This window comes from Arthrobacter oryzae, from assembly GCF_003634095.1.
In the GTDB taxonomy this organism is placed as follows: Bacteria; Actinomycetota; Actinomycetes; order Actinomycetales; family Micrococcaceae; genus Arthrobacter; species Arthrobacter oryzae.
In genome coordinates this window covers 654,271-678,894 of the sequence record NZ_RBIR01000002.1, presented here as the reverse complement: position 1 = coordinate 678,894, position 24,624 = coordinate 654,271, and the positions used below count along the sequence as shown (strand labels likewise).

At 69.1% G+C, this 24,624-nt stretch carries 22 protein-coding genes and 1 pseudogene; 17 read left to right on the top strand and 6 right to left on the bottom strand.

The genetic code is table 11. From position 1 onward, the window contains the following. The first annotated feature begins 5 nt into the window (after nucleotides 1-5). The 7 genes from ssd (at nucleotide 6) to C8D78_RS07425 (ending at nucleotide 5,447) form a co-directional block, all read left to right on the top strand. Nucleotides 6-1,112: a septum site-determining protein Ssd gene (gene ssd / locus C8D78_RS07455; RefSeq protein WP_120951589.1), complete on the top strand. Its 1,107-nt coding sequence runs from the start codon at nucleotides 6-8 to the stop codon at nucleotides 1,110-1,112. Beyond that, nucleotides 1,112-2,449, top strand: a complete 1,338-nt coding sequence (locus C8D78_RS07450; protein WP_120951587.1) for a TadA family conjugal transfer-associated ATPase — start codon at nucleotides 1,112-1,114, stop codon at nucleotides 2,447-2,449. The genes ssd and C8D78_RS07450 overlap by 1 nt, the downstream gene beginning before the upstream one ends. Then, a complete protein-coding gene (locus C8D78_RS07445) occupies nucleotides 2,449-3,366 on the top strand; it encodes a hypothetical protein (protein ID WP_167467876.1) in 918 nt (305 codons plus the stop codon). Before C8D78_RS07450 ends, C8D78_RS07445 begins: the two co-directional genes overlap by 1 nt. A gap of 16 nt (nucleotides 3,367-3,382) precedes the next feature. Beyond that, nucleotides 3,383-3,985, top strand: a complete 603-nt coding sequence (locus C8D78_RS07440) for a type II secretion system F family protein (RefSeq protein ID WP_120951585.1) — start codon at nucleotides 3,383-3,385, stop codon at nucleotides 3,983-3,985. Between the two features lie 291 nt (nucleotides 3,986-4,276). Then, nucleotides 4,277-4,561: a DUF4244 domain-containing protein gene (locus tag C8D78_RS07435; RefSeq protein ID WP_120951583.1), complete on the top strand. Its 285-nt coding sequence runs from the start codon at nucleotides 4,277-4,279 to the stop codon at nucleotides 4,559-4,561. Then, entirely contained in the window at nucleotides 4,558-5,013 is a 456-nt protein-coding gene (locus tag C8D78_RS07430) for a TadE family type IV pilus minor pilin (protein WP_120951581.1), read from the top strand. The genes C8D78_RS07435 and C8D78_RS07430 overlap by 4 nt, the downstream gene beginning before the upstream one ends. Further along, entirely contained in the window at nucleotides 5,010-5,447 is a 438-nt protein-coding gene (locus C8D78_RS07425; protein ID WP_120951579.1) for an Rv3654c family TadE-like protein, read from the top strand. Before C8D78_RS07430 ends, C8D78_RS07425 begins: the two co-directional genes overlap by 4 nt. A gap of 71 nt (nucleotides 5,448-5,518) precedes the next feature. On the opposite strand, the gene C8D78_RS07420 is transcribed toward C8D78_RS07425, so the two are convergent. After that, nucleotides 5,519-7,951 (bottom strand): DEAD/DEAH box helicase, encoded by a 2,433-nt coding sequence (locus tag C8D78_RS07420; protein ID WP_244208289.1) that lies wholly within the window; start codon nucleotides 7,949-7,951, stop codon nucleotides 5,519-5,521. Between the two features lie 258 nt (nucleotides 7,952-8,209). Beyond that, nucleotides 8,210-8,902: a GNAT family N-acetyltransferase gene (locus C8D78_RS07415; RefSeq protein WP_120951577.1), complete on the bottom strand. Its 693-nt coding sequence runs from the start codon at nucleotides 8,900-8,902 to the stop codon at nucleotides 8,210-8,212. 117 nt (nucleotides 8,903-9,019) lie between these two features. On the opposite strand from C8D78_RS07415, the gene trhO reads away from it, so the two are divergent. After that, the gene (trhO, locus tag C8D78_RS07410) at nucleotides 9,020-9,913 is read left to right on the top strand and encodes an oxygen-dependent tRNA uridine(34) hydroxylase TrhO (RefSeq protein ID WP_120951575.1); all 894 of its coding nucleotides are present in this window, start codon (nucleotides 9,020-9,022) and stop codon (nucleotides 9,911-9,913) included. Nucleotides 9,914-10,056: 143 nt separating this feature from the next. Here trhO and C8D78_RS07405 read toward each other — a convergent pair whose 3' ends face one another. Both C8D78_RS07405 and C8D78_RS07400 read right to left on the bottom strand, forming a co-directional pair. Next, nucleotides 10,057-10,602, bottom strand: coding sequence for a hypothetical protein (locus tag C8D78_RS07405; protein ID WP_120951573.1), 546 nt, complete (start codon nucleotides 10,600-10,602; stop codon nucleotides 10,057-10,059). 159 nt (nucleotides 10,603-10,761) lie between these two features. Further along, complete coding sequence (locus C8D78_RS07400; RefSeq protein ID WP_120951571.1) at nucleotides 10,762-11,217, bottom strand: hypothetical protein; 456 nt, start codon at nucleotides 11,215-11,217, stop codon at nucleotides 10,762-10,764. Between the two features lie 250 nt (nucleotides 11,218-11,467). Between C8D78_RS07400 and C8D78_RS07395 the strand changes: the two genes are divergently transcribed. Together C8D78_RS07395 and C8D78_RS07390 are read left to right on the top strand one after the other, a co-directional pair. Next, nucleotides 11,468-12,265 (top strand): MerR family transcriptional regulator, encoded by a 798-nt coding sequence (locus tag C8D78_RS07395; RefSeq protein WP_120951569.1) that lies wholly within the window; start codon nucleotides 11,468-11,470, stop codon nucleotides 12,263-12,265. 113 nt (nucleotides 12,266-12,378) lie between these two features. After that, the gene (locus C8D78_RS07390; RefSeq protein ID WP_120951567.1) at nucleotides 12,379-13,995 is read left to right on the top strand and encodes a DUF7059 domain-containing protein; all 1,617 of its coding nucleotides are present in this window, start codon (nucleotides 12,379-12,381) and stop codon (nucleotides 13,993-13,995) included. A gap of 105 nt (nucleotides 13,996-14,100) precedes the next feature. On the opposite strand, the pseudogene C8D78_RS19940 reads toward C8D78_RS07390, so the two are convergent. After that, nucleotides 14,101-15,246 (bottom strand): annotated as a pseudogene (locus C8D78_RS19940) (MFS transporter); the annotation flags it as partial. 202 nt (nucleotides 15,247-15,448) lie between these two features. Here C8D78_RS19940 and C8D78_RS07380 point away from each other — a divergent pair. The 7 genes from C8D78_RS07380 to proC all read left to right on the top strand — a co-directional run bounded on the left by C8D78_RS07380 (nucleotide 15,449) and on the right by proC (nucleotide 23,859). Then, nucleotides 15,449-16,117 carry an ArsR/SmtB family transcription factor gene (locus C8D78_RS07380; protein WP_120951565.1) on the top strand — a complete coding sequence of 223 codons (669 nt, stop codon included), beginning with the start codon at nucleotides 15,449-15,451 and terminating at the stop codon, nucleotides 16,115-16,117. A 193-nt stretch (nucleotides 16,118-16,310) separates the two neighbouring features. Continuing rightward, the gene (gene topA, locus C8D78_RS07375) at nucleotides 16,311-19,049 is read left to right on the top strand and encodes a type I DNA topoisomerase (RefSeq protein WP_120951563.1); all 2,739 of its coding nucleotides are present in this window, start codon (nucleotides 16,311-16,313) and stop codon (nucleotides 19,047-19,049) included. Nucleotides 19,050-19,173: 124 nt separating this feature from the next. Next, nucleotides 19,174-19,671 carry an SseB family protein gene (locus C8D78_RS07370; protein ID WP_244208288.1) on the top strand — a complete coding sequence of 166 codons (498 nt, stop codon included), beginning with the start codon at nucleotides 19,174-19,176 and terminating at the stop codon, nucleotides 19,669-19,671. An 82-nt stretch (nucleotides 19,672-19,753) separates the two neighbouring features. Beyond that, complete coding sequence (locus C8D78_RS07365; RefSeq protein ID WP_120951561.1) at nucleotides 19,754-20,758, top strand: Ppx/GppA phosphatase family protein; 1,005 nt, start codon at nucleotides 19,754-19,756, stop codon at nucleotides 20,756-20,758. A 112-nt stretch (nucleotides 20,759-20,870) separates the two neighbouring features. Further along, nucleotides 20,871-21,212 carry a YciI family protein gene (locus C8D78_RS07360; protein ID WP_120951559.1) on the top strand — a complete coding sequence of 114 codons (342 nt, stop codon included), beginning with the start codon at nucleotides 20,871-20,873 and terminating at the stop codon, nucleotides 21,210-21,212. Between the two features lie 22 nt (nucleotides 21,213-21,234). After that, entirely contained in the window at nucleotides 21,235-22,566 is a 1,332-nt protein-coding gene (locus C8D78_RS07355; RefSeq protein WP_120951557.1) for an RNA polymerase sigma factor, read from the top strand. Nucleotides 22,567-23,025: 459 nt separating this feature from the next. Then, nucleotides 23,026-23,859 carry a pyrroline-5-carboxylate reductase gene (proC, locus tag C8D78_RS07350; protein WP_120951555.1) on the top strand — a complete coding sequence of 278 codons (834 nt, stop codon included), beginning with the start codon at nucleotides 23,026-23,028 and terminating at the stop codon, nucleotides 23,857-23,859. Between the two features lie 94 nt (nucleotides 23,860-23,953). Here proC and C8D78_RS07345 read toward each other — a convergent pair whose 3' ends face one another. Then, nucleotides 23,954-24,592 (bottom strand): potassium channel family protein, encoded by a 639-nt coding sequence (locus C8D78_RS07345; RefSeq protein WP_120951861.1) that lies wholly within the window; start codon nucleotides 24,590-24,592, stop codon nucleotides 23,954-23,956. Nucleotides 24,593-24,624: the final 32 nt, after the last annotated feature.

Here is a 24,624-nt window from a genome sequence, read left to right as displayed (position 1 = left end):
AGACCATGAACAGGCATCAACAACCAGATCCAGGCCTGCCGCCGGCGCGGGCGACGGGACCCTGGATTCCCGGGGAGTCCAACCAGACGTTGCTCGTCACCCGGGTCGATGTGCTGCGCAATGAGGTGGAGCGCATCGTCGCGGCGGCCGGGGGCCAGCTGCGGACGGTGCACGATGTGGCGGCTGCCGCGCCGTTCTGGGATGCCGCGGCCGCCGTGCTGGTGGGCAGCGACATCCGCGAGCTGCCGCTGCGGGGGAGGGCGCCGGCCGTGCTGGTCGGGCTCAAAGGTGACGGGGACGGGTTGTGGCAACTGGCCGCCGCCATCGGGGCCGAACGTGTCGCGGTGCTGCCCGACGCCGCCGCCTGGCTGGCCGAATACCTGAGCCGGTCGCGCGCGCCGGAAGCCGGCGGGCTCGTTGTCGGGGTTACCGGCGGCTGCGGAGGGGCCGGTGCCACGACAACCGCCGTCTGGATCGCGCAGGCCGCCGCCGGGCTTGGCGTCCGGGTGCTCCTCATTGACGGCGACCCCTGGGGCGGGGGCTTGGAACTGGCGTTGGCCGCCGAGGCCGCCCCCGGGCTCCGCTGGCCGGATCTTGCCGGCGCGAGCGGAACCATCGACCCCGCCCAGTTGGACCACGCCCTGCCGACGGCCGGCGGGTTCTCCTTCCTGTCGTGGCCCGGCACCCGGGACGGCGCAGCCGGCGTGGAGGCCGCGACGGTGGCCGGGGTTCTCGACGCCGCCCGTCGCGGCTGCGAGCTGGTCGTGCTGGACATCGGCCGGGGACGGGAGGCGTTCCGGGCTTTCGCCTGGGAATGCGACCGGATCGTGGTCGTGGCGCCGGCCCGGCTGCGGGCCGCCGTCGCCACGGCCAAGCTATTGCAGGAGCTTCCTCCGGTGGAGACGCTGCTGGTGGTCCGGGAAAGTCCCGGCGGTGCCCTGGACGCGCCTCTGATCGCCGAATCAGTGGGCCTGCCCCTTCAGGGGATCATGCCGGAAATCAAGGGTCTGGCCGCGGCAACGGAACTCGGCCGTCTTCTGGAATCGGGGCGGCAGCGCGCTGTCCGCCGTTTCGTCGCGGCACTCCTTGATCCGGACCGGGGTGAGAGCTGATGAGCGCCCATTCGGCTGCGGAACCTGCTGAACCGGATCAGGCCTTCCGCCGCGCGCGGGCGCGCGTCCGCCCGCCGGGATTTTTCGACGAAAAGCTGCTCGAATCCGTGCGCGCGTCGGTCATGGCCGATGCCGCTCCGGTAACCCCGTCGCGGGTCGCCGCGGCGGTCCAGGCGAGCGGACGGCTGCTCGGCACGGCCGGCGCGCTGGCCGCGGTGGAGGGCATCAGCGCCGAACTGAACGGACTGGGGCTCCTGCAACCGCTGACCCGGGATGCGGCCGTGACGGATATTTTCGTCAACGGACCGGACTCGGTCTGGCTGGACCGCGGCGACGGGCTGGAACGGGCCCCGGTCGTGTTTTCCGGGGAGCAGCAGATCCGTGCCCTTGCCGCGAGGCTAGTGGCAGCCGGCGGCCGCCGCCTGGATGACGGCTCGCCCTGCGTCGACGTCAGGCTGGACGGCGGCTTCAGGGTGCACGCGGTGCTGCCGCCGATTTCCACCGCGGGAACTCTCTTGAGCGTCCGAATCCGCCGGGCCACGGTCTTCTCCATGCCCGAGCTCAGGCGGGACGGCATGTTCGGACCGGGAGCGCTCGGTGCCCTGGTCCAGGCTGTCCTCGAGCGCATGGTGGCGGCCAGGCTGAGCTTTCTCATTAGCGGGGCCACCGGCTCGGGGAAAACCACATTGCTGGCCACGTTGCTGGGGTTGTGCCATCCCCGGGAACGGCTCGTCCTGATTGAGGATGCCGCGGAACTGAATCCCGTCCACCCGCACGTCGTCTCGCTCGAGTCCCGGCACGGGAACTTGGAGGGCGGCGGTGCCGTGGACTTGGGCGAGCTGGTCCGGCAGGCACTCAGGATGCGGCCGGACCGTCTGGTGGTGGGCGAATGCCGCGGCGCGGAGGTCCGGGAACTGCTTTCCGCCATGAATACCGGACATGCCGGAGGCGGCGGGACCATCCACGCGAATGCGGCGGCGGCCGTTCCCGCCCGGCTCGCGGCGCTCGGTGCGCTCGCCGGCATGGGCCAGGACGCCGTGCGCCTGCAGGTGGCGAGTGCCATCGACGCCGTGGTCCACGTCGAACGGACCGCGACGGGACGCCAGGTCGCAAGCATCGCTGTTCTGGAAGCACAGGAGTCCGGGCTGGCTGTCACCGCCGCCCTGGAACTGCTGAGGGGCCATGTGTCCTTCGGGCCGGCGTGGCCGCAGTTGGCGGGCCGGCTCGGGCTGGATCCCGGGATGGCCTCAGCAACCGGCTCCGCGCCGCATCTGGCCCGGGCAGCGGCGCACCTGGCGGAGTGCGGCGGCGAAACGCCGCTGCCGTCGACCCCGTGATGACCGGGCCCCTGGTCGTCGTCCTTGGGCTGGTTCTGGTCCCGGCCTTGTGGCTGGCACTTGCCGCCCCGGGCGCCGCGGCCCGCCGGGCCCGGAGGGCACTGACGGGGGCGAGCCTGCGGAGCTCCGCGGCCGGCGAGGAACGGCGACCCCGGCCGCTGCGGGCTGTCCGGGAGGCCTTCCCCGGCGCGGGCCGCTGGTTTGGCGGGGGACCCTCGGAGGCCGTCCCGATGACCGTGGTGGTCCAGCAACTGGCCGCACTCCTGAAAGGAGGGCGCAGCCCAGCCCGGCTGTGGGACGAATTGTGGATTTTGTACGGCGGGGCTGCACGCCGGGAGGGGTCTGCGGTCAACCGCGCGGCCCACGGACGTGACCGCGACGGGACCGGTGAGGTCTCCGGACCGGTGCTGGACCCCGGATCGCTCAGGATCCTCGCGGCCGCACGCGGGGCCGCCCTGCGGGGGTCCTCCGTGGCCGAGGCCATCCGCCGCGAGGTCTCCGGGGAAGCCGCCGGCGGTGGCAGCGACGGAACAGCCGCCAAGGCGGCGGGGCGTGTCCGTCTCGGCCGCGACCGGCGGGTGTGGGGCGAGCTCGGCGCATGCTTCGACACCGCCGAGGCCAGCGGGTGCCCGCTGGCCGACGTGCTGACCCGCTTTGCAGCGCATCTGGAGACCGAGGATGACGCCGAGGCCGCCCGGCAGACCGCGTTGGCGGGCCCGCGGGCCACCGTGCGCCTGCTGACGTGGCTGCCCCTGTCGGGGCTGGGCCTTGGCTTGCTGCTCGGCGTGGATCCGGCAGCGACACTCGTGCAGAACCCGTGGGGTCTCGCGGCGTTGGCCGCCGGTGCAGCCCTGACCGCCGCCGGTCGGTTGTGGTCCTCGGGGCTCGTCAGGGCCGCGGCGGGAGATCCGACATGATTCCCCGACCGCCGCCATGAGGCCGGGACTCGCCGGTGCCCTCGTGGCAGTGAGCCTTGCCAGTGCTGCCGTTGTGATCCTGGCACACCCGGGCCGTGGGCGCCGACGGCTCCGGCGCCAGGTTCAGGCTCCCGCCGACGGGACCCGCGGTGATCCCTACGTCGGCGGGCACGGGCGTGAAGGCTTCCCGGGTTTGCGGGACACCGCCATGATGCTGGAACTGGTCGGCGCCATGCTGGATGCCGGAGCCGGGCTTGGCCGTTCCCTGGAGCTCATCGCCGCGCTGGTGCCACCGGAACTCGAGCGCCAGCTTCGGCCGGTTGTGTCAGCCCTCGCCATCGGCGCGGATTGGGACACGGCATGGCGCAGTTCAGGGGCCCAGTCGTCCCAGCTTCTTGCCCTGCGCGACGCCCTGGCCTTTGCGGCGCTTACGGGCGCCCCTTCCGCGGCTCTCCTCTACGCCCAGGCGGCCCGCCTTCGCCGCGAACGGAACAGGGCCGCCGAGCAGGGCGCGGCGGCCCTCGGCGTGAAGCTCGTAGTGCCCCTGGGCCTGTGCTCCCTGCCGGCGTTTGTATGCCTCGGCGTCGTCCCCGTGCTCCTGGGGCTGCTCCCGCACTAATGCGGGCCGTCCCGGCAGCGTCGCGGGCCAACGCCGGGGGGGCGGGGTCCAGCCTGCCCGGCGGCGCCCGTTGACGGTCGGCTGTCGGGCAGTAGTTGGGTCGCTGGTCGTTCAGTGGTCGTTCGTTGTTCTGCAGAGCGGCAGCCGGTGAGTTCTCCCCCACAGCACGCCGTGGCTATGGTGACGCCGAAGTTTTCCACTTGGCGGACTTCAGGGCTTACCGCGCAACCCCGAAGCCGGGAGAGTCGGATCAGCCGGCAATCCTGCCGGCGTCCCGTGGAAGGAAAGCAGATGTCAATCAATCAGGACACTCCCGCTGCGAATCGCATCGACGCCGGGGAGGACGGCGTTGCCAAGGTGTACGAGATTTACCCGGGCGCCAGCTCGGTTGTTCCGGTTCAGCCCCACGGGCGGAGGAGGCCGCCCTCGGCGCAGGCGGGAATGGCGACCGCCGAGTATGCCATCGCAACTCTCGCCGCCGTGGGGTTCGCCGGGATCCTCGTGTTCATCATGCGCAGCGATGAGGTCCGAGGTTTCCTCCTGAACCTCATCCGGACTGCGCTGACGCTGCCATGAAGGCGGACTGGCTCGGCAGGGGTGGTGGCGGCAGCGCTCGGCCGGATCCGGCGCCTGCCCCGGACTGCCGCGGTGCCGTCACTGCGGAGTTTGCCGTGGCGCTGCCCGCCGTCGTCCTCCTGCTCGCCCTTCTGCTCGCGGGCTCGGCAGCCGGCGTGACGCAGCTCCGCGTCGAAGAGGCGGCCCGGGGCGGTGCCCGTGCGCTGGCGAGGGGCGCCCCGGCTGGCGAAGTCGGCGGCATCGTCCGCCGGCTCGCCGGCGAAACGGCAGGGTCGGAGGTGGCCCTCGACGGCGCCTGGCTCAGGGTCACGGTTTCCGGCCGCGTCCCCGGGGCGGTCGGGGCGCTCATTCCGTGGACCCTCAGCGCCAGTGCTTGGGTCCGATCGGAGGCCGCCGGGGCGGCCCAGCCGCGGTCAGAGGGCGCCGCCGGTGCTTCGCGGCAGCCCGCATGACTTCGGTTGCTGTCCGGAACCACGCGTCGCCCCGGTATCCGCACGTTCCCCGTGACCCCTGCCGCCGGCGGCCTCGGGAGCGTGGCTCCGGAACGGTCCTGGCCCTGGGTCTCGGGCTCCTCGTCATCATGGCGACGGTGTTGCTGCTGCTACTCGCCCAGTCGGCCGTTGCGGCGTCCAAGGCTGCGGCGGCCGCCGACCTCGCGGCACTCGCTGCCGCGGACGCCGCCCGGGGAATCACCCCCGGCGAGCCCTGTACCGTGGCCCGGCAGGTCGCCCTGCAGAACAACGCCACACTGGTCGCCTGTATTGAGGGCCCGGACGCGACAGTTCAGGTCCGCACGCAGCTCAGCGCCGGACCGGTGCTCGGCACGGCCACCGGGCTGGCCCGGGCCGGACCGCCGCCGGGGTCTGGGAAAGGGTCCCTCCCGTGACGGCCGGTGACCCGCCGGGGTCTGGGAAAGGGTCCCTCCCGTGACGGCCGGTGACCTGCCGAAGACCGCGCTCAGGCGCGGAGGGGTTGGACGGGATTCTCTGCCGACGTCCCGGCTGCTGTTCCGGCCGATGCCGTATCCGGGCGGGCGGGGTTCATCTGCTCGCCGGCGTCGTGGAGCAGCACATCGATCAGTGTGACGGCAGCGTCCTTGTCGAGAGGATTGTTCTTGTTGCCGCACTTGGGGGACTGCACACAGGACGGGCAGCCGGACTCGCATTCGCAGGCCTGGATGGCGTCCCGCGTGGCAGTCAGCCACAACCGGGCCTTGTCGTAGCCGCGTTCGGCGAAACCGGCCCCGCCGGGATGGCCGTCGTAGACGAAGATGGTGGGCACTCCGGTGTCGGCATGAATGGCCGTGGAGACCCCGCCGATGTCCCAGCGGTCACTGGAAGCCACGAGCGGCAGGAGACCGATGGCCGCGTGCTCGGCGGCATGCAGGGCCCCGGGGAACTGAGCTTCGATCAGTCCCGCCCCGGTCAGCGAGCGGTTGTCCATGACAAACCAGACCGCCTTCGTGAACAGGTCGCGGGCGCCCAGCTGCAAGGGTTCTTCGCCGAGGATCTCGTTAGAAATCAACGCCTTGCGCTGGAAGGAGACCACTTGGGTGGTGACTTTCACATCGCCGAAATGTACGGCCACGTCGCCCCACTGTGTGGTGCGCTCCGTTTCGAGGACCTCGATCTGGGTCACGTCCCGGGCCGTGGTGTAGTAGTCGGGGTTCGCCCGGCGCACGACCACACAATGATCGTCCTCGTTCAGGTCTTCCACCACGTAGCTGTCACCCTGATGGACGTAAATGGCGCCGGTATGGGCTTGGTAGTGGGTTTGGGGCGAATCCATGGTGCCGAGCAAGGAGCCCGTGTCGGCATCGACGATGCTCACCGGACCCCCGCCGTCTGCCCGCAGGTTCACCATGGCGGCGGCACTTTGCGGGTGGGTCCAGAACCATCCGGCCGGCCGCTTGCGCAGGTAGCCCTGCGCAACCAGTCGATCCAGGAGCCTTTCGGAGGTTGCTCCGAAGAGTTCCAGTTCGGCGAACCCCAGCGGAAGTTCCGCGGCGGCGGCGCAGAGATGCGGGCCGAGGACATAGGGATTGGAGGGATCGAAAACTGTGGCCTCCACCGACACGTCGAAAATCGCCTCGGGGTGATTGACCAGGTAGGTGTCCAGCGGGTCATCGCTGGCCACGAACGCCGCGATTGCGTCCTGCCCGGCGCGGCCCGCCCGGCCGATCTGTTGGAACAAGGACGCCCGGGTACCGGGCCAGCCGGCCACCAGCACGGCGTCGAGACCGGAAATGTCGATGCCCAGCTCAAGCGCGGATGTGCTTGAGACACCCAGCAGCTCTCCCGAGCGCAGCGACTTTTCCAGGGCCCGTCGCTCCTCCGGCAGGTAGCCCGATCGGTAGGCGGCCACCCGCTGAGGCAGGCTGGGGTCCACCTCATCGAGGAGGCGCTTGGCGATGGAAGCAATCGTCTCGGCCCCACGCCTGGATTTGATGAAGGCAATCGTGCGGGTGCGGGAGGACACCAGATTGGCCAGCAGATCGGCGGTCTCGGCGACGGCGGTCCGGCGCTCCTTGGCACCGTTTTCGCCCCGGAGTTCGGTCAGCGCCGGTTCCCAGAACGCCACGGTGGTGGACCCATGGGGCGAGCTGTCTTCGGAAACGGCACGCACCGGGGCGCCGATCAGCCTGCCGAAGGATTTCCCGGGCTCGGAGGCCGTGGCGGAGGCCGCAATGAACACGGGCCCCGGGTGCGATCCGCTTGGGCTGTAGTAGGCACAGATCCGCCGCAGGCGCCGCATCAGGTTCGCCACATGGGAACCGAAGACGCCGCGGTAGCTGTGGGCCTCGTCGACGATCACGTAGCGGAGGCGCCTGAAGAACCTGGCCCACCAAGCATGGTTCGGGAGGATGCCGAAGTGCAGCATGTCCGGGTTCGCGAGGATAAAGTTCGCGTGGTCCCGGATCCAGCGCCGGGAGGCGGGGTCGGTGTCACCATCGTAGGTTTCGGCCCGGACGGTGGGGAGTTTCAGGGACCGGATAGCGGCCAGCTGGTCGGCCGCCAGGGCCTTGGTGGGGGAGAGATAAAGGGTGACGGCGCCGTCGTCGTGAATCTTCCCGGGATCGGCCAGAACCCTGAGCTCGGAACGGTGGATCGCGTCCAGGGCGGGGAGCTGATACGCCAGGGACTTGCCGGACGCCGTGCCGGTGGCAATGACCACGTGCTCTCCGGCGTGGGCGAGCTCGGCGGCCCGGACCTGGTGAAGATAGGGCTCATGGATGCCCAAGGAACCGTAGGCCGCCACAAGATCCGGGTGGGACCAGTCCGGCCACGGCGCATTGACGGCTTGGCGGGCGGGAATGGTTCGCACATGACGGAGCTGTTCCGGGTCCGGACCTCGGCCCAGCAGCGGAATCAGGGACTCATGCGGGTTCACTCACACATTCTTTCATCCGGCCTCAAATCGACCCCGTGCCCTGCAGTCCCCCGTGCCCGGAAGTCCGCCGGCCCCGCTGGCCGCGGCACAGCAGACGGCCAACGGTTCGGGGAAACGGCGCGCTGCCCGGGCGTCGGAGCCGGTGCCATGCCGGTCCTGGGAACATGACGGCAGCTATGACCGTAGCGGGAATATGCAGGACGGCTGCCAGCGGCAGTCGCGTCCAGGGAATCGCTCCGGGGCAAGTCCCGCAGAACGTCAGCCCACGGACAGGTCGGCACCTTCATCGGATGTTGACAGCATCAGAACATGGCAGACCGTGCGCCAGCCGAGGTGGGAATAGAGTTTCTGGCCGTCCAGTGATGCGAGCAACAGACCGGAGTCGACGTCGTGTTCAAAGGCCTGCGCCGCCAGGGCCTTCATGATGAAACTGCCCAATCCTCGCCGCTGGTAGGCCTCCGCGGTCATGATCTTGTCGAAGATCGCCGTGTGTCCGACCACAAATACGCGCCCGCTTGCCGCCACCTCGTCGGCCGCGCGGACCACGGCATGATGGACGCCGTCCGTCCGGGAGGTTTCCAATTTGAGGTCGTCGTCCGAAAGCCAGGGGTCCTCCGCGTCCTGGGTCTCCATGTCCACGATCATCATGGTCTGGGAAGCCGAGGTGACCTGGAGGCCATTCTGCTGGCCCAACTGTGAGTACCGTGCCACATCGTTGGTGAGGATCGTGAGGACCCTCGCCGGCATCTCGGCCGTCTTGGCCGCCAGATCCGCGAATTCCGCACCGGTCGGGTCATAGGCGAAATATTCCCACTGGTGGGTGGTGTCCGCGCGGAAAGCCGCAGGGAACCGCCCCTCCCTGCGCGTCTCATATCCGCGACAACCTGCCCAACCGGCCACCCAGATTTCCAGCAGGTGAGTGGTGTCTTCAACCATGGCGTCAAGACTCATGTGAAGAGCGTATTCCAGCCGTGCCACAAGCAACAGTGGCCGGGTTGGGGAACAGCGCTTGCTTATCCAATTGTGATTGTCGCCCGGCCGTTCGTCGCACCCAGTACCCTTAAATGCGTGGCCTTGAACAGGATTGTGCTCTTTTACGGATTTACTCCCCTCGCTGACCCGGACGCCGTCCGGCTCTGGCAGCGCGCCCTGTGCGAGAAACTCGGACTGACCGGCCGCATCATCATTTCCAGGGACGGCATCAACGCCACGGTAGGCGGGGAACTGAACGCCGTGAAGCAATACGTCAAGACGACGCGTGAGTACCGGGGCTTCCACGGCATCGACGTGAAGTGGTCCGACGGCGGCGCGGCGGACTTCCCGCGGCTCAGTGTCAAGGTGCGGGACGAGATTGTGTCCTTCGGTGCCCCGGGCGAGCTCAGGGTCGACACTAACGGAGTGGTGGGCGGCGGCACGCACCTCAAACCCGAGGAACTGCACGAACTCATCGATGCCAAGAAACAGCAGGGCGATGAGGTCGTATTCTTCGACGGGCGCAACGGCTTCGAGGCTCAGATCGGCAAGTTCAAGGATGCGGTGGTCCCCGACGTCGCCACCACCCATGACTTCATCAAGGAACTCGACTCCGGTAAATACGATGCCCTCAAGGACAAACCGGTTGTCACCTATTGCACGGGCGGGATCCGCTGCGAGGTCCTGTCCAGCCTCATGGTGAACCGCGGATTCAAAGAGGTGTACCAGCTCGACGGCGGCATCGTCCGCTACGGTGAGACCTTCAAGGACCAGGGGCTGTGGGAGGGCTCCCTGTACGTGTTCGACAAGCGCATGCACCTGGAATTCAGCGAGGACGCCAAGACCATCGGTGAGTGTGTCCGTTGCTCGGCGCCCACGAGCAAGTTCGAAAACTGCTCCAATCCAATCTGCCGAACCCTCACGCTCTACTGCGCCGAGTGCGCCGCAAGCCCCGAAACCCTGCGATGCCCCGACGGCTGCGCCGCCTGACCGGCGCACCCCACCCCGTTCCGAACTGACTCAGCCGTTCCGGCCGCGCTCACCCGGTGCGCCGCCCGTCCCGTTCCGGCCGCGCTGACCCGGGGCGCCGCCAGAGGCAGGTGTTGCCCAGGCGTCGCGCGCCGCGGTGTGCCTCAGATCCGGCTCACCCGGTAGGCGAAGTTGGCTGCCGTCTGTCCGGTCACCTGGATGGAGAGCACGGCGTCCTTGGACAGGGAGACTACGTTGACTCGTGAGGTCCCGCAGCGCAAGCTCAGGTCCACCAGCGGCTCCTGACCATTGCGGACGGTGAACGCGACCCGGCCCTTGCTCCTGCATGCCAACGTCACGGAATAGGTGCCGGCGGGAAGCGGCGTGGTCGACTCCGTATGAACCGCGCCTGCCTTCACGGAGCCATATCCGGTCTGGAACACCCGGCCCCCGGCGTCGGGCAGTACGTGATCGGCCCATTCGTCCAGCTCGTCGCCCGTTACGGGTTCGTTGAGATGGGGATCCTGCGGCAGGGCGGCGTCGGTGGGCGGCGAGGCCGTAACTGAAGCCGATTCGTCGTCCCAGTGATCGGCGCTGTATTCATACTCACAGCCGGACAGGGCAGTCCCCAAAAAGACCGCAACTGAAAGCAACGCGGCGGCCGCCGGAGTGCGCCGTCGCGGCACCCTGCGGGCCGGCACAGTGGGCATACCCTGAGATTAGGACCGCCCGGGATCAAGCGCCAGAGGTTAAAAGCCCCGGGTCGGACGGGACGGTCGGCGGTGCAGGGCCGGGCCCCTCAGGAGGCCAATCCGTCCGGACTTCGGGGGCCGCTGAGACGGCCCGCCAGGATCCGGCCGGATCGGTTTCTACCCGGCGGCCAGGTGATAGGCGTAGATGAGCGGGGCATCCACACTGGAGGTACTGAGCGTGACGTCGCCTGCGGCGGGCACCTTGAAGCGGGCGGTTTCGCGGCTGCCGTTGCAGGCGGCTCCCGCCTCAGCCAACGGGCGCCCGTCCAGGCTGACGGCGATGAACGCCTTCCCGCCGCCGTCGCAGGTCATGGTCAGCGTGTAGGCGCCGGCGGGGACGCTGTGAGCGGTCCGGACAATCGGATCCCGGTTCAGGATCTTGCCGGAGTCCTCCAGCACGGTTCCGGGGGCAGAGGGCAGGGCCGTGGCCTTCCACGCCGGAACATCGGCGCTCTCGATCGAACCGGCCGGGGAACATGCCGCTGCGGCCAGCACGACGGCGGCGGCAGCCGCACCCGTCAGCGTCCGCCGAACCAGCCCGGCGGCCGGGGCGTGGGAGGAAGGGAAAACCATGCCTCCAACTTACCGTCTTACGGGTGCGCCTCCGGCCGCGCTGTCTCGTCGGGGCCCTCCCTCCCGGACACGGGGCGCGGCCGGTTGACTTTGACGCAACGTCAAAGTCTAGAGTCGAAGAAACAGGCCGGCAGCACCTGGAAGCCTGGCGGTGCCGGACGGCGGGGCCCGGACGGACGTCAGAGCCGACGGGACGGCACATCACAGACGGCACACCACTTCTAACCAGACGGCACGGAAAGGCACACGGATGGACTGGTCCGTTCAACAGATCGCAAAAATGACGGGCACCACCGGCCGCACCTTGCGTCATTACGACGACGTCGGCCTGCTCAAGCCAAGCCGAACAGGCCGCAACGGCTACCGATACTACGACCAGGAATCCCTGGTCCGCCTGCAACGGATCCTGCTCCTGCGCGACCTGGGGCTTGGGCTGCCGGCCATCGCCGGAGTGCTTGGCAACGAGGCGCACGCCGGGCGTGCGCTGGGCAGACATTTGGAATGGCTGCAGCAGGAACAGGACAGGCTGGGGCGGCAGATCGCCTCCGTCCGTCACACCATTGAGGCACTGCAAGCGGGAGGAACGATCATGGCCGAGAAAATGTTCGATGGCTTCGACCAGACCCAGTATCGGGAAGAAGTCGAACAGCGCTGGGGCAAGGATGCTTATGCGAAGTCAGACGCGTGGTGGCGCGGCTTGGGGACGGTACAGAAGGCTGCCTGGGCCGAGCAGTCCCGGCAGCTCGGCGCCGACTGGACGGCCGCGGCAGCTTCGGGCGTTCCGGCGGACGGGCCGGAGGCGCAGGATCTGGCCCGCCGCCACGTCGACTGGCTCAGGGGTATCCCCGGAACGCCGGCGGCCCCGGCAGCAGGCGCCACCCGGGGAGCGGACGGCAGCGCAGGCGCCCCGCCGGACATCAAGGCCTACGTCACCGGACTCGGGGAGATGTACGTGGGCGATCCCCGGTTCGCCGCGAATTACGGCGGCGCCGACGGCGCGGCCTTCGTCCGGGACGCCCTGCGGATCTACGCCGAGGCCAAACTCTAGCCGGAACGGCACGGTCCCGGGACTAAACTTGTGCGGTGACTTCCTCAGCGCAAGGCCCTTCACTGCCGGTCCCCCCGACTCCGGATACCCCGACTCCGGATACCCCGACGCCGGTGCCCGCCGGCAGCATCCCGGAGGCGCCGCGGAGCGATCTCCCCGTCCTCCTCGAGGCCCTGGCCGCGGACCTGCGAGCCGTGGGCTACTCCGTGGACGGCGTTGCTGAGCTTCTTGGCGAGGCTGCGCATTCAGCGCTCGGCCGGGACCAGCTCATCCCCGCGCTGATCGCCACCGGCCGCGCTGCCGGTGAGACGGCGACGGCGGCGCTCGCCGCCGTCGTGCGTCTCTGGCTCCTGGCCGTGCCGCAGCGTGCCGAGATCCTCGACGCCGCCCTCCCCGGCATCCGCACGGACGGGCTGATGGAACTCGGGCTGGTGGAGCCGGCCGACGGTGGCCTGTTCCAGGCGAAGGTGGACCTGAGGCCGTACGGCTGGGATCCGACGATAGGGGAGGACGGCGCCGCAGACGGCGGGGCGGACCTCTGGGTGGCCAGCGACCTCGCGGCCCACCAGCGCTCCGGCGTCCTCCGCCATGACCACGTCCTGGGGATCGGGCAGGCCTCCACCACCCTGGTCCAGGTCACCGCCCGGCGGCATGTCGCCAGGGCCCTCGACCTCGGCACGGGCTGCGGCATTCAGACGTTCCATCTGCTGCATCACGCGGAGCACGTGACGGCCACTGACATTTCCGCGCGCGCCCTGGCATTTACCCGGTTCAACCTTCTGCTCAATGCTGCCGAACTGCACCTGGACCCGGCCGATCTTGACGCCCGCGTGAGCCTGAAGCATGGATCCCTCCTGGACCCTGTCGCCGGAGAGGAGTTTGACCTGGTGGTGTCCAACCCGCCGTTCGTCATTACGCCCCGCAGCCTCGGCGAGACCGCCGGGGACCAGTTCACCTACCGCGACGGCGGCCTGCCGGGGGACGAGATCGTTTCCTCCCTGGTCCGCGGCCTGCCCGCGGTCCTCGCCCCGGCGGGAACGGCCCAGCTCCTGGGCAACTGGGAGATCCCGGCGGGTTCAGGCTGGGCCGACCGCCCCCAGAGCTGGGCCAGCCCGGCCACCGATGTGTGGTTCATCCAGCGCGAGCAGGTGGGTCCGGGGCAGTACGCCGAGACCTGGCTGCAGGACGCCTCGGAAAACCGCGACCGGGAGCATTATCAGGACTCATACGCGGCCTACCTCGATGACTTCGCCTCGCGCAACGTGACGGCGATCGGCTTTGGCATGATCTGGCTGCGCCGGCCCGCCGCCGGCGCCGGGCCGGTGCTATCCCGTTTCGAGGAGATCACCTACCCCATCGAGCAGCCGGTGGGGCCGCACCTGGGTGCCGCCGTCGAACGTGCCGACTGGCTGGCCGCCCACGATCTGGCCGGGGCCCACCTGCTCGTCGCGGAGGACGTCACAGAAGAGCGGCACCAGCGCCCGGGCGCCGAACACCCCGGTGTCATCCTGCTGCGGCAGGGCGCCGGGCTGCGGCGCACCAACCTGCTCAGCACCGAGCTGGCCGGCTTCGTCTCAGCGTGCGACGGCGACCTCTCCGTCGGGCAGATCATCGGCGCCCTCGAGGCGCTGCTGGGCGGCTACGAGGGGTTTGACGGGGCGGAATTCCGGACCGGCCTCCTCACCGAAGTCGGGAACCTGGTTCGCGACGGCTTCCTGCTGCCGGCCTGAGGCGGCGCTTCCCGCCGCCCCGGCGGTTTGCGCGGCCGGTGCGGCGGCTGTACCGGCTACCCCTGGCGCCGCGGCTGCCGCTTCCTCGCTAACTCCGGAGTCCTCCCGGCCGAACCGCGGCAGGACGTAGGCGGTGAGGGCGAGGGCAACCAGGGCGCCGACGGCGCCGGTGAGCAGAAAGCTCACACGCACCGGCACCACGGCGCCCAGGAGGCCGCCGAGGGCCAGCGCTCCGATCGACACTGCGCGTGTCATCCCGCCGACGATCGCCATCGCCTGGCCCCGGCCATTTTCCGGAATCCGCAGGATCGCGATGGCCCCGAAGCAGGCGTTCAGGCCGCCGCAGGCCGCCCCGGTCGCCGCGTAGGCCACAAACAGCATTTCCACGTTGGGGACTACTCCCGTGAGGACCAGGAAGGCCGAGGTCACGATCATGGAGGCCAGCAGCACGCGCAGCCGCACCCGGGGTGTCCGGATGCTCCCGGCCATCGTGGCCCCGCCCGCCATGCCGAGGCCGAACGCAGCACTCAGGAGCCCGTACTGCGTCTCCGTGGCGCCAAGTTCGCCGCGGGCCAGGAACACCTCAAGGACATTCGTGGCCTCGCCGACGACGATGAAGAACATCGCCCCGAGCACGAGGGCCCAGACGAGGCCGTCCCGGCGGATCAGGCGCAGCCCGTCGAGCAGTTCCGGCTTCGGCCTGCCGGCCCGCTCGGCTGCCGTGCCGCGCCGGGTGCGAATCAGCAGGGCGCCCAGCCCCATGGCGACGTAGCAGCCGCTGGCGACGGCGAACACCAGGCCGGCCCCGCCCCAGCCGCTGAGCAGGCCTCCCGCGGCGGGACCGGCCATGCCGGCAATCATGATGGTTGCCTGCATGGTCCCCATCGCCCGCGGGGTGCGTTTCTCGCCGACAATCCGGGGCAGCAGGGCCTGCCACGTGGGGCCGGCCACGGCCTGCGCCGCGTCGAGCAGGAACGTCATGGCAAACAGCACGGGCAGATAGTTCTCCAAGTACTGCAGGGCCAGGCCCATGCCGGCGACGGCTGCGGCGCTGACCGCGGACGCCGCCGTCGCCAGCGTGCGGGAGTCCCGGGTGTCGGCCAGCCGGCCGGCCCACGGGGCCAGCAGGACCAGCGGCAGCGCTGAACACAGGAGGTAGGCCGCCACGAGCCAGGGCCCGGCGACGGGCGTTCCGCCGGCGGCCGCCGCGTTCTGCAGGTGCAGCATGACGCTGACAGCGACGGCGCCCATCCCCGCCGTCGCAACGAACCGGGCGGTCCCGGCAATCAGGAAGTCGCGGTTGCGCCACAGAGGCTGCGCCGCAGCCGGCATCACTGCCCCGGAAGCAGGGGACTTATGAAGTGTATGTTTCATAAATTGCAAGCTAGTCCGGTCCCGGAATAGATGTCAAGCATTTCTTTCATATTTTGGAGCGGCTGGATACACTGGAAGAGTGAATGCAGAAACCCCGACGGCGGAGCCCACGGCTCCGTCGGCCGCCAAGCGCCGGCATCGTCCGGAAAAGCAAGTGGAAATCACCGATCCCAAGGCCATCCGGGCGCTGGCCCACGCGGCCCGGCTCGAAGTCATTTCCGAACTGTATTCCACCCAGGTGAGCCGAACGGCTACCGAACTCGCAGCGCAGACCGGCCTGACGCCCAGCGCCATGAGTTACCACCTGCGGGCGCTCCAGAAGTGGGGGATCGTGGTGCCGGCGGAAACTGCCGGGGACGCCCGGGAGCGGCGCTGGAAGGCTGCGGGCACCGATTTCACCATCCACTCGCTGGGGGGAGTTGCCAGCCCGGAACTCGCCGTTCTGGACCTTGAGCTCGAGGCCTACCGCCGGCGGGTCCTTGCGTACGCCAAGACCCGCAACGAACGGCGCGAGCGGGGCGACACCGCCGACGGCCCCTCTGCTGTGGTGCTGGCCAGCAACCTGCTGTACCTGACGCCGGACCAGCGGGCCGAGCTGACACGGCAGGTTTTCGACCTCCTCCGCGATTATGAACTCGAAGATCCGGACCAGGTGCCCGAGGGCGCCGAGCGCATGGCCACCCTGTGGTCGATGATTCCGGACGACCGCGGACACGCCGCCGCGAAACCCGGGGACGCCAAGGCCTAGGAACTCGTCCCGCGGCCGCGGAAGCCGGTTCCGAAGCTGCCTTCCGGACCGCCGGGCGCCGGCTTGTATTGCGGCCGGAACCGGCCCCCGCGGTGCCGTCATTTCCGGCCGGATGCGCGGGATTCTGCAAAATATGGTGAACTAGGCGGGTATGGGCGCATCTGCCCGAGCCACCTTTTTCTGTAGGAGCACCGTGCCAAGCAAGGCCAAAACCGGCAAGAAACTCGTGATCGTGGAGTCTCCCGCCAAGAGCAAGACCATCGCCAAGTACCTCGGCGAGGGCTTCATCGTGGAGGCCTCCATCGGTCACATCCGGGACCTCCCGCAGCCCTCGGAGCTGCCTGCAGAACTGAAGAAAACCCCGCTGGGCAAGTTCGCCGTCGATATCGACAACGACTTCAAGCCCTATTACGTGGTGTCGCCGGACAAGAAGAAAAAGGTGACCGAGCTCAAGGCTGCGCTCAAGGACGCCGACGCTCTCTATCTCGCAACCGATGGGGACCGCGAGGGCGAGGCCATCGCGTGGCACCTGCTGGAAGTGCTCAAGCCCAAGGTTCCCGTCTACCGGATGACCTTCGGTGAAATCACCAAGGAAGCCATCCACCGCGCCATGGACAACCTGCGCGACGTTGACCAGGACCTGGTGGACGCCCAGGAGACCCGCCGCGTCCTGGACCGGCTCTATGGCTATGAGATCTCCCCGGTGCTCTGGCGCAAGGTGGCCCGCGGCCTGTCCGCCGGCCGCGTGCAGTCCGTGGTCACCCGCATGGTGGTGGACCGCGAACGCGAGCGCATGGCCTTCAAGGCCGCCTCCTACTGGGACCTCACCGGGCAGTTCGGTGCCGAATCGGGATCCTTCAAGGCGAAGCTCGCCTCCGTGGACGGCGCCAAGGTGGCCAGCGGCCGCGACTTCAACGACGACGGCGAGCTGACCTCCCGCAACGCCGTGCACCTGAACGAGGAACTTGCCACGGCGCTGGCCGCCGGGCTGCAGGACGCGGACTTCCGCGTCCGTTCCGTCGACACCAAGCCCTACACCCGCCGTCCCACGGCGCCGTTCACCACCTCCACTCTGCAGCAGGAGGCCGGCCGCAAGCTGCGCTTCTCCTCGAAGAGCACCATGCAGGTGGCCCAGCGGCTCTACGAAAACGGTTACATAACCTATATGCGTACGGACTCGAATGCGCTGAGCAACGAGGCCATCACCGCAGCCCGGCGCCAGGCCTCCGAGCTGTACGGCCCCGAGTACGTCCCGCAGTCGCCCCGCGTTTACAGCGGCAAGGCAGCCAACGCGCAGGAAGCCCACGAGGCCATCCGTCCCGCCGGTGACTCCTTCCGCACTCCGGCGCAGGTCGCCAAGCAGCTCTCCGGCGACGAGTTCCGGCTCTATGAGCTGATCTGGAAGCGCACGGTCGCCTCGCAGATGGCCGACGCCAAGGGCTCCACCGCCACAATCCGCCTCGGCGCCGTGACTGTGGGTGGCGCTGCGGCAGGCCGGGACGCCGAATTCTCCGCATCGGGAACAGTCATCACGTTCCCCGGCTTCCTCGCCGCCTACGAAGAAGGCAAGGACGAGAGCCGCGGCGACGATGAATCCGACGAAGCGCGCCGGCTGCCCAATGTGGCCAAGGATGACGCGCTGACCGCCTCGGAGATCGTCGCCGTCGGCCACGAGACCTCGCCGCCGCCGCGCTTCACCGAAGCGTCGCTGACCGCTGAGCTGGAAAAGAAGGGCATCGGCCGCCCGTCGACCTATGCCTCCACGATCTCCACCATCCAAGACCGCGGCTACGTCCGGAAGCAGGGCTCCGCACTGGTCCCGAGCTGGATCGCGTTCTCCGTAATCCGGCTGCTCGAACAGCACTTCCACGACTACGTGGACTACGACTTCACGGCCGACATGGAAGCCGATCTGGACAAGATCGCCAACGGCCAGGAGGCCGGACCCGCCTGGCTCAAGCACTTCTACTTCGGTGCGGACTCCGAGCCCGGCCTGCTGAGCATCGTCAACAACCTTGGCGAGATCGACGCCCGCGAAATCAACTCCATCCCGATCACGGACGGCATCACGCTGCGCGTCGGCAAGTTCGGCCCGTACCTGGAAAGCTCCGTCCCCACCGTGGACCCGAAGACCGGCGAGGTGATCGAGTCCGCCCGCGCCAACGTGCCCGAGGACCTGGCCCCGGACGAACTCACCGCCGCCAAAGCAATCGAACTGATGGAGACCGCCGCCCCGGAGGAGCGCGTGCTCGGCGCCGACCCGCACACCGGGCACATGATCGTTGCCAAGAACGGCCGCTACGGCGCCTACGTCACCGAGATCATCCCGGAGATGACCGAGGAGCAGCTGGCCAACCAGCCCGTTGAGTACTACAAGAACGGCAAGCCGAAGCCGGCGAAAAAGCCGGTCAAGGCCAAGCCTCGGACCGGATCCCTGTTCGCGTCGATGAGCGTGGACACCATCTCCCTGGATGAGGCCCTGCAGCTCATGAGCCTGCCCCGGGTGCTCGGCCAGGACGCCGACGGCAACCCGATCACGGTGCAGAACGGCCGGTTTGGTCCGTACCTGAAGAAGGGCACGGACTCCCGCTCGATCGGCTCCGAGGAGGAAATCTTCACCATCACGCTGGAGCAGGCGCTGGAGATCTACTCGCAGCCCAAGCAGCGCGGTGCCCGTGCCGCCGTGCCGCCGCTGGCGGAGTTCGGCCCGGACCCGGTCTCGGAGAAGAACATCGTGGTGAAGGAAGGCCGGTTCGGCCCCTACATCACCGACGGCATCACCAACATCACCGTGCCGCGCAGCACCTCGGTCGAGGAGCTGACCCGGGAACAGGCCGTCGAGCTTCTCGCCGAGAAACGCGCCAAGGGCCCGGTCAAGCGCACGACGACCGCCCGCAAGGCGCCGGCCCGCAAGGCTGCCGCCAAAAAGTAGCCAAGAAACAGCCTGCGCCGGGTTCGCCGGAAGCTCGCGGGATCGCCGGAAACTACCGGCGAACCCGCAGGCTTCCGGCGATTTCGCGTTTGCGGACCAGCCGCGGACGTGATCGAGTAGGAACATGACTGAACAGCCCGCACACTTGGACAACCAGCCGCTGAACGAACTCGAGGTCCAGCTCGCCCGGGGGGAACAGCCGGACGCCAACCCCGTGGACGTGATCCTGGCCTTCCTCAACAACGAGGTCTACGTGGTCAGCTCCGATTCCCTTGAGGGTCCCGACTCCCAGGTGGAGCCGCTGGTCCTGGCCAACTCGTCCGGCAAGCCGGTCCTGGCCGTTTTCTCGCATCCCAGCCGCGTCACCGAGCAGTATCTCGCGGCCGCGCCCAACGTGCTCGGCACGCAGGGCGCCGCGATCATCGGCAACCTCGGCGAGGATCTCGGCATGGTGATCAACCCCGGAGCCGCCTACGGCTTTGAAATCGACCCGGAGGGCGTGGCCAACATCCGTCGGGACTTCAAGCCCTCGGACGAGCCGGCCGACGGGTCCGCCGACGGGTCCGCTAACGGTGCTGCCGCTGCCGCGGACCACCCGGCGCACGAGGCCGGCCAAGCCTAAGCAACGCCCGGGCGCCCGACTTCTCGGCGGGAACCGCCGTCGCAGTTAGACCAGCCGCTCCGGTGAGGGCAATAATGGCAGCATGCGCCTAGGGGTTCTCGACATCGGGTCCAACACCGTCCACCTCCTGCTGGTCGACGCCCACCCTGGCGCCCGCCCGGTCCCGTTTGCGTCGCACAAGCGCCCGCTGTCCCTCGTGCAGTTCCTCGATGCCGACGGCAGCATCAATGACGCCGGGCAGCATGAGCTCGTCGAATTCGTCCTGGAGGCATGGGAATTCGCGGCCAAGCACAAAGCCGACGACCTCCTCGCGTTCTGCACCTCGGCCATCCGCGAGGCCACCAACGGCGCGGAGGTCCTGGCCCGCGTCAAGCACGAAACCACGGTCACCCTCCGGGAACTCACCGGCAGCGAAGAGGCCTCCATGACGTTCTTCGCCGTCCGGCGCTGGTACGGCTGGGGCGCCGGGCCCATCCTGAATCTGGACATCGGCGGCGGCTCCTTCGAGATGGCCCTCGGGCAGGACGAGCTGCCCGAGCTGGCGATGTCCGTCCCGCTCGGCGCCAGCCGGCTGACCCGGGACTGGCTCCCGGAGGACCCGCCGTCGGCCAAAAGCATCAAGGAATTGCGCCGCTACATCCGCGCCACGCTCAAGCCCGCGGTGCGCAAGTTCGAGAAACTGGGCCGGCCCAACCACGTGGCCGGCACGTCCAAGACCTTCCGGTCCCTCGCCCGGATCGCCGGCGCCGCCCCCAGCGCCGCCGGCCCTTACGTTAAGCGGGAGCTGCTGGCCGTCGACCTGGGACTCTGGGCGCAGCGCATTTCGGCCATGGAGATAGGCGACAGGCTCCACCTGCCCGGCGTCTCGGAGGCCAGGGCCCCGCAGGTGCTCGCCGGCGCCCTGGTCGCCGAAGCGGCCCTGGAAATGTTCGAGTTCGCCAGCATGGAAATCTGCCCGTGGGCCCTGCGCGAGGGGCTCATCCTCCGCCGCCTGGACCAGCTGGTGTTTGAAGGACCCCTGGATCCCGCGCCGCACGTGGCGCAGAGGCCGCCGGCACAGCTGCAGTCACCGGAAAAGGTGACCTGAGGCTGGCGGCCTCCGGCGCGAACCCGGACTGGTGTCGATCTGCCGGGACCCCGTTCGTGTAGTTGCTGAGAAGCCGGCACCCGGCCGGCTGATTCGATAGGGAGGCCCAGCAATGTCGCAGTACCTGCTCAGCATTTACCAACCGGACGGCCCCGTCCCGGGCCCCGAGGTCCTGGAACCGATCATGCGCGGCCTGGCGGACCTGAACCGTGAGATGCGCGACGCCGGGGCCTGGGTGTTCGCCGCTGGACTCCACCCGGCCGAGTCCGCCACTGTCCTGCGGCCCAGCGGCGGCGAGATCCTCATCACCGACGGACCGTTCACCGAAGGCAAGGAGCACCTGGGCGGCTTCACCGTCGTCGAGGCCGAGGACCTGGACGCTGCCCTCGGGTGGGCGCGGAAACTGGCCGGGGTCACCACGCTTCCCGTTGAAGTGCGTCCCTTCCAGCATTAGCCGCCGGACGGAGGAGACTGCCGTGGCCGAGCATGGTGCCGGTGCCACCGGGGCGGACGTGGCGCGGGTGTTCCGGCACGAGTACGGCCGCGCCGTAGCCGTCCTGACGCGCGCTTTCGGGAGCCTCGATATCGCCGAAGACGCCGTCCAGGACGCGTTCGCGGCGGCGGTTCAGCACTGGCCCTCCGAAGGTATCCCGCCCAGCCCGGCCGGCTGGATCATCACTACCGCACGGCGCCGGGGGATCGACCGGCTGCGGCGGGAGGCCTCGCGTGAGGGCAGACATGCCCAGGCGGCCCTGCTGGCGGCGGTGCGGTCCGGGAACGGCCCTGCGCCGGCAGCGGAAGAGCAGTTCCTGGCGGAACAGTCAGGAGTGGATGAGGTGGACGATGACACCTTGCGGCTGATCTTCACATGCTGCCATCCCGCCCTGGCCAGATCGGCCCAAGTGGCGCTCACATTGCGGCTTCTGGGCGGATTGACGACGGCGGAAATCGCCCGGGCGTTCCTGGTTCCGGAGGCCACCATGGCGCAGCGGCTGGTCCGGGCCAAGGCGAAGATCCGCGATGCGAAGATCCCGTACCGGGTCCCGCAGGGGGCCGAACTGCCCGAGCGGCTTGGGCCGGTGCTGGCGGTCATCTATCTGATCTTCAACGAGGGCTACAACAAGGGTCCCGCGGACGGTCCGGCGGGTGACGAGCTCAGCGCGGAAGCCATCCGCCTTGGCAGGCTGCTGGCATCCTTGATGCCGGACGAGCCGGAGGCCACTGGACTGCTGGCGCTGATGCTGCTCATTGCCTCCCGCCGCGGGTCACGGTTCACCCCCGACGGCGGACTCGTGCTGCTGGCGGCACAGGACCGGGGACGCTGGGACGCCGCCCCGGCCGGGGAGGGGCGGGAGCTGGTGCGCCGGTGCCTGCGCCTCAACAGGCCCGGGCCCTATCAGCTCCAGGCGGCGATCAACGCCGTCCACAGCGACGCCGCGGCTGCCGGGAACACCGACTGGGCACAGATTGTGCAGCTGTATGACCAGCTCCTGGCCGTCGCGCCCGGGCCTGTCGTGGCGCTCAACCGCGCCGTCGCCCTGGCGGAGCTGCACGGGCCCGGTGCGGGGCTGGCCGCGGTTGAGGGGCTGGAGCTGGGCAACTACCGCGTCTATCACGCCGTCCGCGCCGACTTCTTGGTCCGCCTGGGCCGGCTGCCGGAGGCGGCCGCAGCGTACCAGCGGGCCCTGGAGCTTGCAGGCAGCGTCGCGGAAGGCCGGTTCCTGGGGGCGAAACTTCGGAGTCTCGGCGTCGCCGGGTACGGAGATGGCGGGCCCTCGGACCCGCTAACCCCGCGGCGGTCCCCGTGAAGGTCCGTTAAACGAGTAACGCCGGGCGTTGGGAGCAGGACTTGGGGGAACTCTGCTGCAAACGCCCGGCGCACCGCCGGCTCCGGTGGAACCGGCTATCATCACTCGCACCTGTTGAGGCACTTTCCAAGGTACTGGCCGTTTATGGGTAGACGACAGGATTTGCCTGTGCGTTGGCTGAAAATCCGACGGCGGCCCCCGATGGCACGGCGGCGCACGGCAGCTGGTCCGTGGAATCGGCGCGCCGAGGGGCTGAAACGGAAAAGGCACCGGCGGCCGGTAGCGTGAAAAATGGGAAAACCCGCTACAGACCACCGGTGCCGCGCAGGCATCCGCATGCCCGCTGTATCACTCGCACCCTCAATGAGGTAGCTACCACGCTAGGGACCGAAGTTGTGCACTGACTGCGGTGAAGGTGTGAACTAGCTGGGAATCGCGCGGGACTGCCATGATGGGGACATGAGCAACCGAATCGCATTCCTGGGCTGTGGGTCAATGAACGAGGCAATTCTGGCCGGACTGATCGACGGCGGCGTCGATCCGGCCGATATCGTCGCCACGGTCCGCCGGGCCGAGCGTGCGGCCGAGCTGGCCGAACGGCACCACGGGATCACGGCCATCGCGGGCGAAGAAGAACCCGAGAACAACAGGCAAGCCGCCACCGGCTCCGGCGTCGTGATCCTCGGCGTCAAGCCCGTGGGCATCGCGGACCTGGCACGGGAAATCAGCGGGTCCCTCTCGCCGGACACCATCGTCATCAGCGTTGCGGCCGCCGTGTCCCTGCAGCAGCTGGAGGCGGCCCTGCCGGCAGGCCAGCCCGTCATCCGCACGATGCCTAACACGCCGGCGAAGCTGGGGCGCGGCGTCGTCTCCGTTTCTGCCGGAACGAGTTGCTCGGCCGAGCAACTTCAGCACGCCAAGGACATCCTCGCGGCGGCCGGCACGGTGGTGGAGATCCCCGAAGACCAGGTGGACGCCCTTTCCGCGATCAGCGGCTCGGGGCCGGCCTACGCCTTCTATCTGGCCGAAGCCATGGCAGCGGCAGGGGTGGAGCTGGGCCTGGATCGGGAGCTGTCACTGCTGCTGGCCCGCGAGACCGTCGCCGGTGCGGGCTTCATGCTGGCGGAACCCGGTGCGGATCCTGCTGCGCTGCGCAAGGCCGTCACCAGCCCTAACGGCACCACGGAACGGGCCATCGCCACCTTTGACGAGCGGGGCATGCCGGCGATCATCGCCGACGGCGCCCGCGCGGCCGCCGCCCGCGCCGCGGAAATCACCCGGCAGCTCGCCTGAGCGGCACCCGGCATGCGGGGCAGTGGCGCCCTCGGCTCCGGCGGGGCTCACGGCCCGGCGCAGGAAGCCGCGGCGCCGTCGGCCCCGGCGGGGCTTACGGCCGGGCGGCGAACCGTTCGAGCAGGTCCACGTGGCCGGAAACGATGAGCATGTCCCGTGAGGAGACCTTGGTCTCCGGCCGGGCGTACGTGAAGTCCTCGCCCGGGGACTTCACACCCACAATCGTGACGCCGTACTTGGAACGGACCTTGGATTCGTCCAGGGTGAAGCCTACGGTCTCGCGCGGCGGGTACATCTTGACGATCGCGAAGTCATCGTCGAACTCGATGAAGTCCAGCATGCGGCCGGAAACCAGGTGCGCGGCGCGGACGCCGGCGTCGGCCTCCGGGTAGATGACGTGGTTGGCGCCGATCCGGGTCAGGATCTTGCCGTGCGAGGGCGTGATCGCCTTGACCCAGAGGTGCTCGATTCCGAGGTCCACGAGGTTGACGGTGATCAGCACGGAGGATTCGATCGACGTGCCCACACCGCAAACGGCGGAACTGAACTCCTGGGCGCCGAGCTGGCGGAGCGCGTCGATGTTCGTGGCGTCAGCTTCCACGACATGGGTCAGGACCCCCGCCCATTTCTGGACGAGGTTGCGGTCCCGCTCAATGGCCAGCACCTCCCTGCCCTGCTTGACCAGCTGCTCTGCGGTGGAGGCGCCAAAGCGCCCCAGCCCGATCACCAGCACGGGGGCGTTGTGGGCGGGGCGGTTGACGGCTG

Excerpts from the sequence above, each read along its gene's own strand:
- ssd (WP_120951589.1), top strand. The coding sequence starts at position 6 with ATGAACAGGCATCAACAACCAGATCCAGGCCTGCCGCCGGCGCGGGCG.
- C8D78_RS07450 (WP_120951587.1), top strand. The coding sequence starts at position 1,112 with ATGAGCGCCCATTCGGCTGCGGAACCTGCTGAACCGGATCAGGCCTTC.
- C8D78_RS07445 (WP_167467876.1), top strand. The coding sequence starts at position 2,449 with ATGACCGGGCCCCTGGTCGTCGTCCTTGGGCTGGTTCTGGTCCCGGCC.
- C8D78_RS07440 (WP_120951585.1), top strand. The coding sequence starts at position 3,383 with ATGAGGCCGGGACTCGCCGGTGCCCTCGTGGCAGTGAGCCTTGCCAGT.
- C8D78_RS07435 (WP_120951583.1), top strand. The coding sequence starts at position 4,277 with ATGTCAATCAATCAGGACACTCCCGCTGCGAATCGCATCGACGCCGGG.
- C8D78_RS07430 (WP_120951581.1), top strand. The coding sequence starts at position 4,558 with ATGAAGGCGGACTGGCTCGGCAGGGGTGGTGGCGGCAGCGCTCGGCCG.
- C8D78_RS07425 (WP_120951579.1), top strand. The coding sequence starts at position 5,010 with ATGACTTCGGTTGCTGTCCGGAACCACGCGTCGCCCCGGTATCCGCAC.
- C8D78_RS07415 (WP_120951577.1), bottom strand. The coding sequence starts at position 8,902 with ATGAGTCTTGACGCCATGGTTGAAGACACCACTCACCTGCTGGAAATC.
- C8D78_RS07405 (WP_120951573.1), bottom strand. The coding sequence starts at position 10,602 with ATGCCCACTGTGCCGGCCCGCAGGGTGCCGCGACGGCGCACTCCGGCG.
- C8D78_RS07400 (WP_120951571.1), bottom strand. The coding sequence starts at position 11,217 with ATGGTTTTCCCTTCCTCCCACGCCCCGGCCGCCGGGCTGGTTCGGCGG.
- C8D78_RS07395 (WP_120951569.1), top strand. The coding sequence starts at position 11,468 with ATGGACTGGTCCGTTCAACAGATCGCAAAAATGACGGGCACCACCGGC.
- C8D78_RS07370 (WP_244208288.1), top strand. The coding sequence starts at position 19,174 with ATGACTGAACAGCCCGCACACTTGGACAACCAGCCGCTGAACGAACTC.
- C8D78_RS07365 (WP_120951561.1), top strand. The coding sequence starts at position 19,754 with ATGCGCCTAGGGGTTCTCGACATCGGGTCCAACACCGTCCACCTCCTG.
- C8D78_RS07360 (WP_120951559.1), top strand. The coding sequence starts at position 20,871 with ATGTCGCAGTACCTGCTCAGCATTTACCAACCGGACGGCCCCGTCCCG.
- proC (WP_120951555.1), top strand. The coding sequence starts at position 23,026 with ATGAGCAACCGAATCGCATTCCTGGGCTGTGGGTCAATGAACGAGGCA.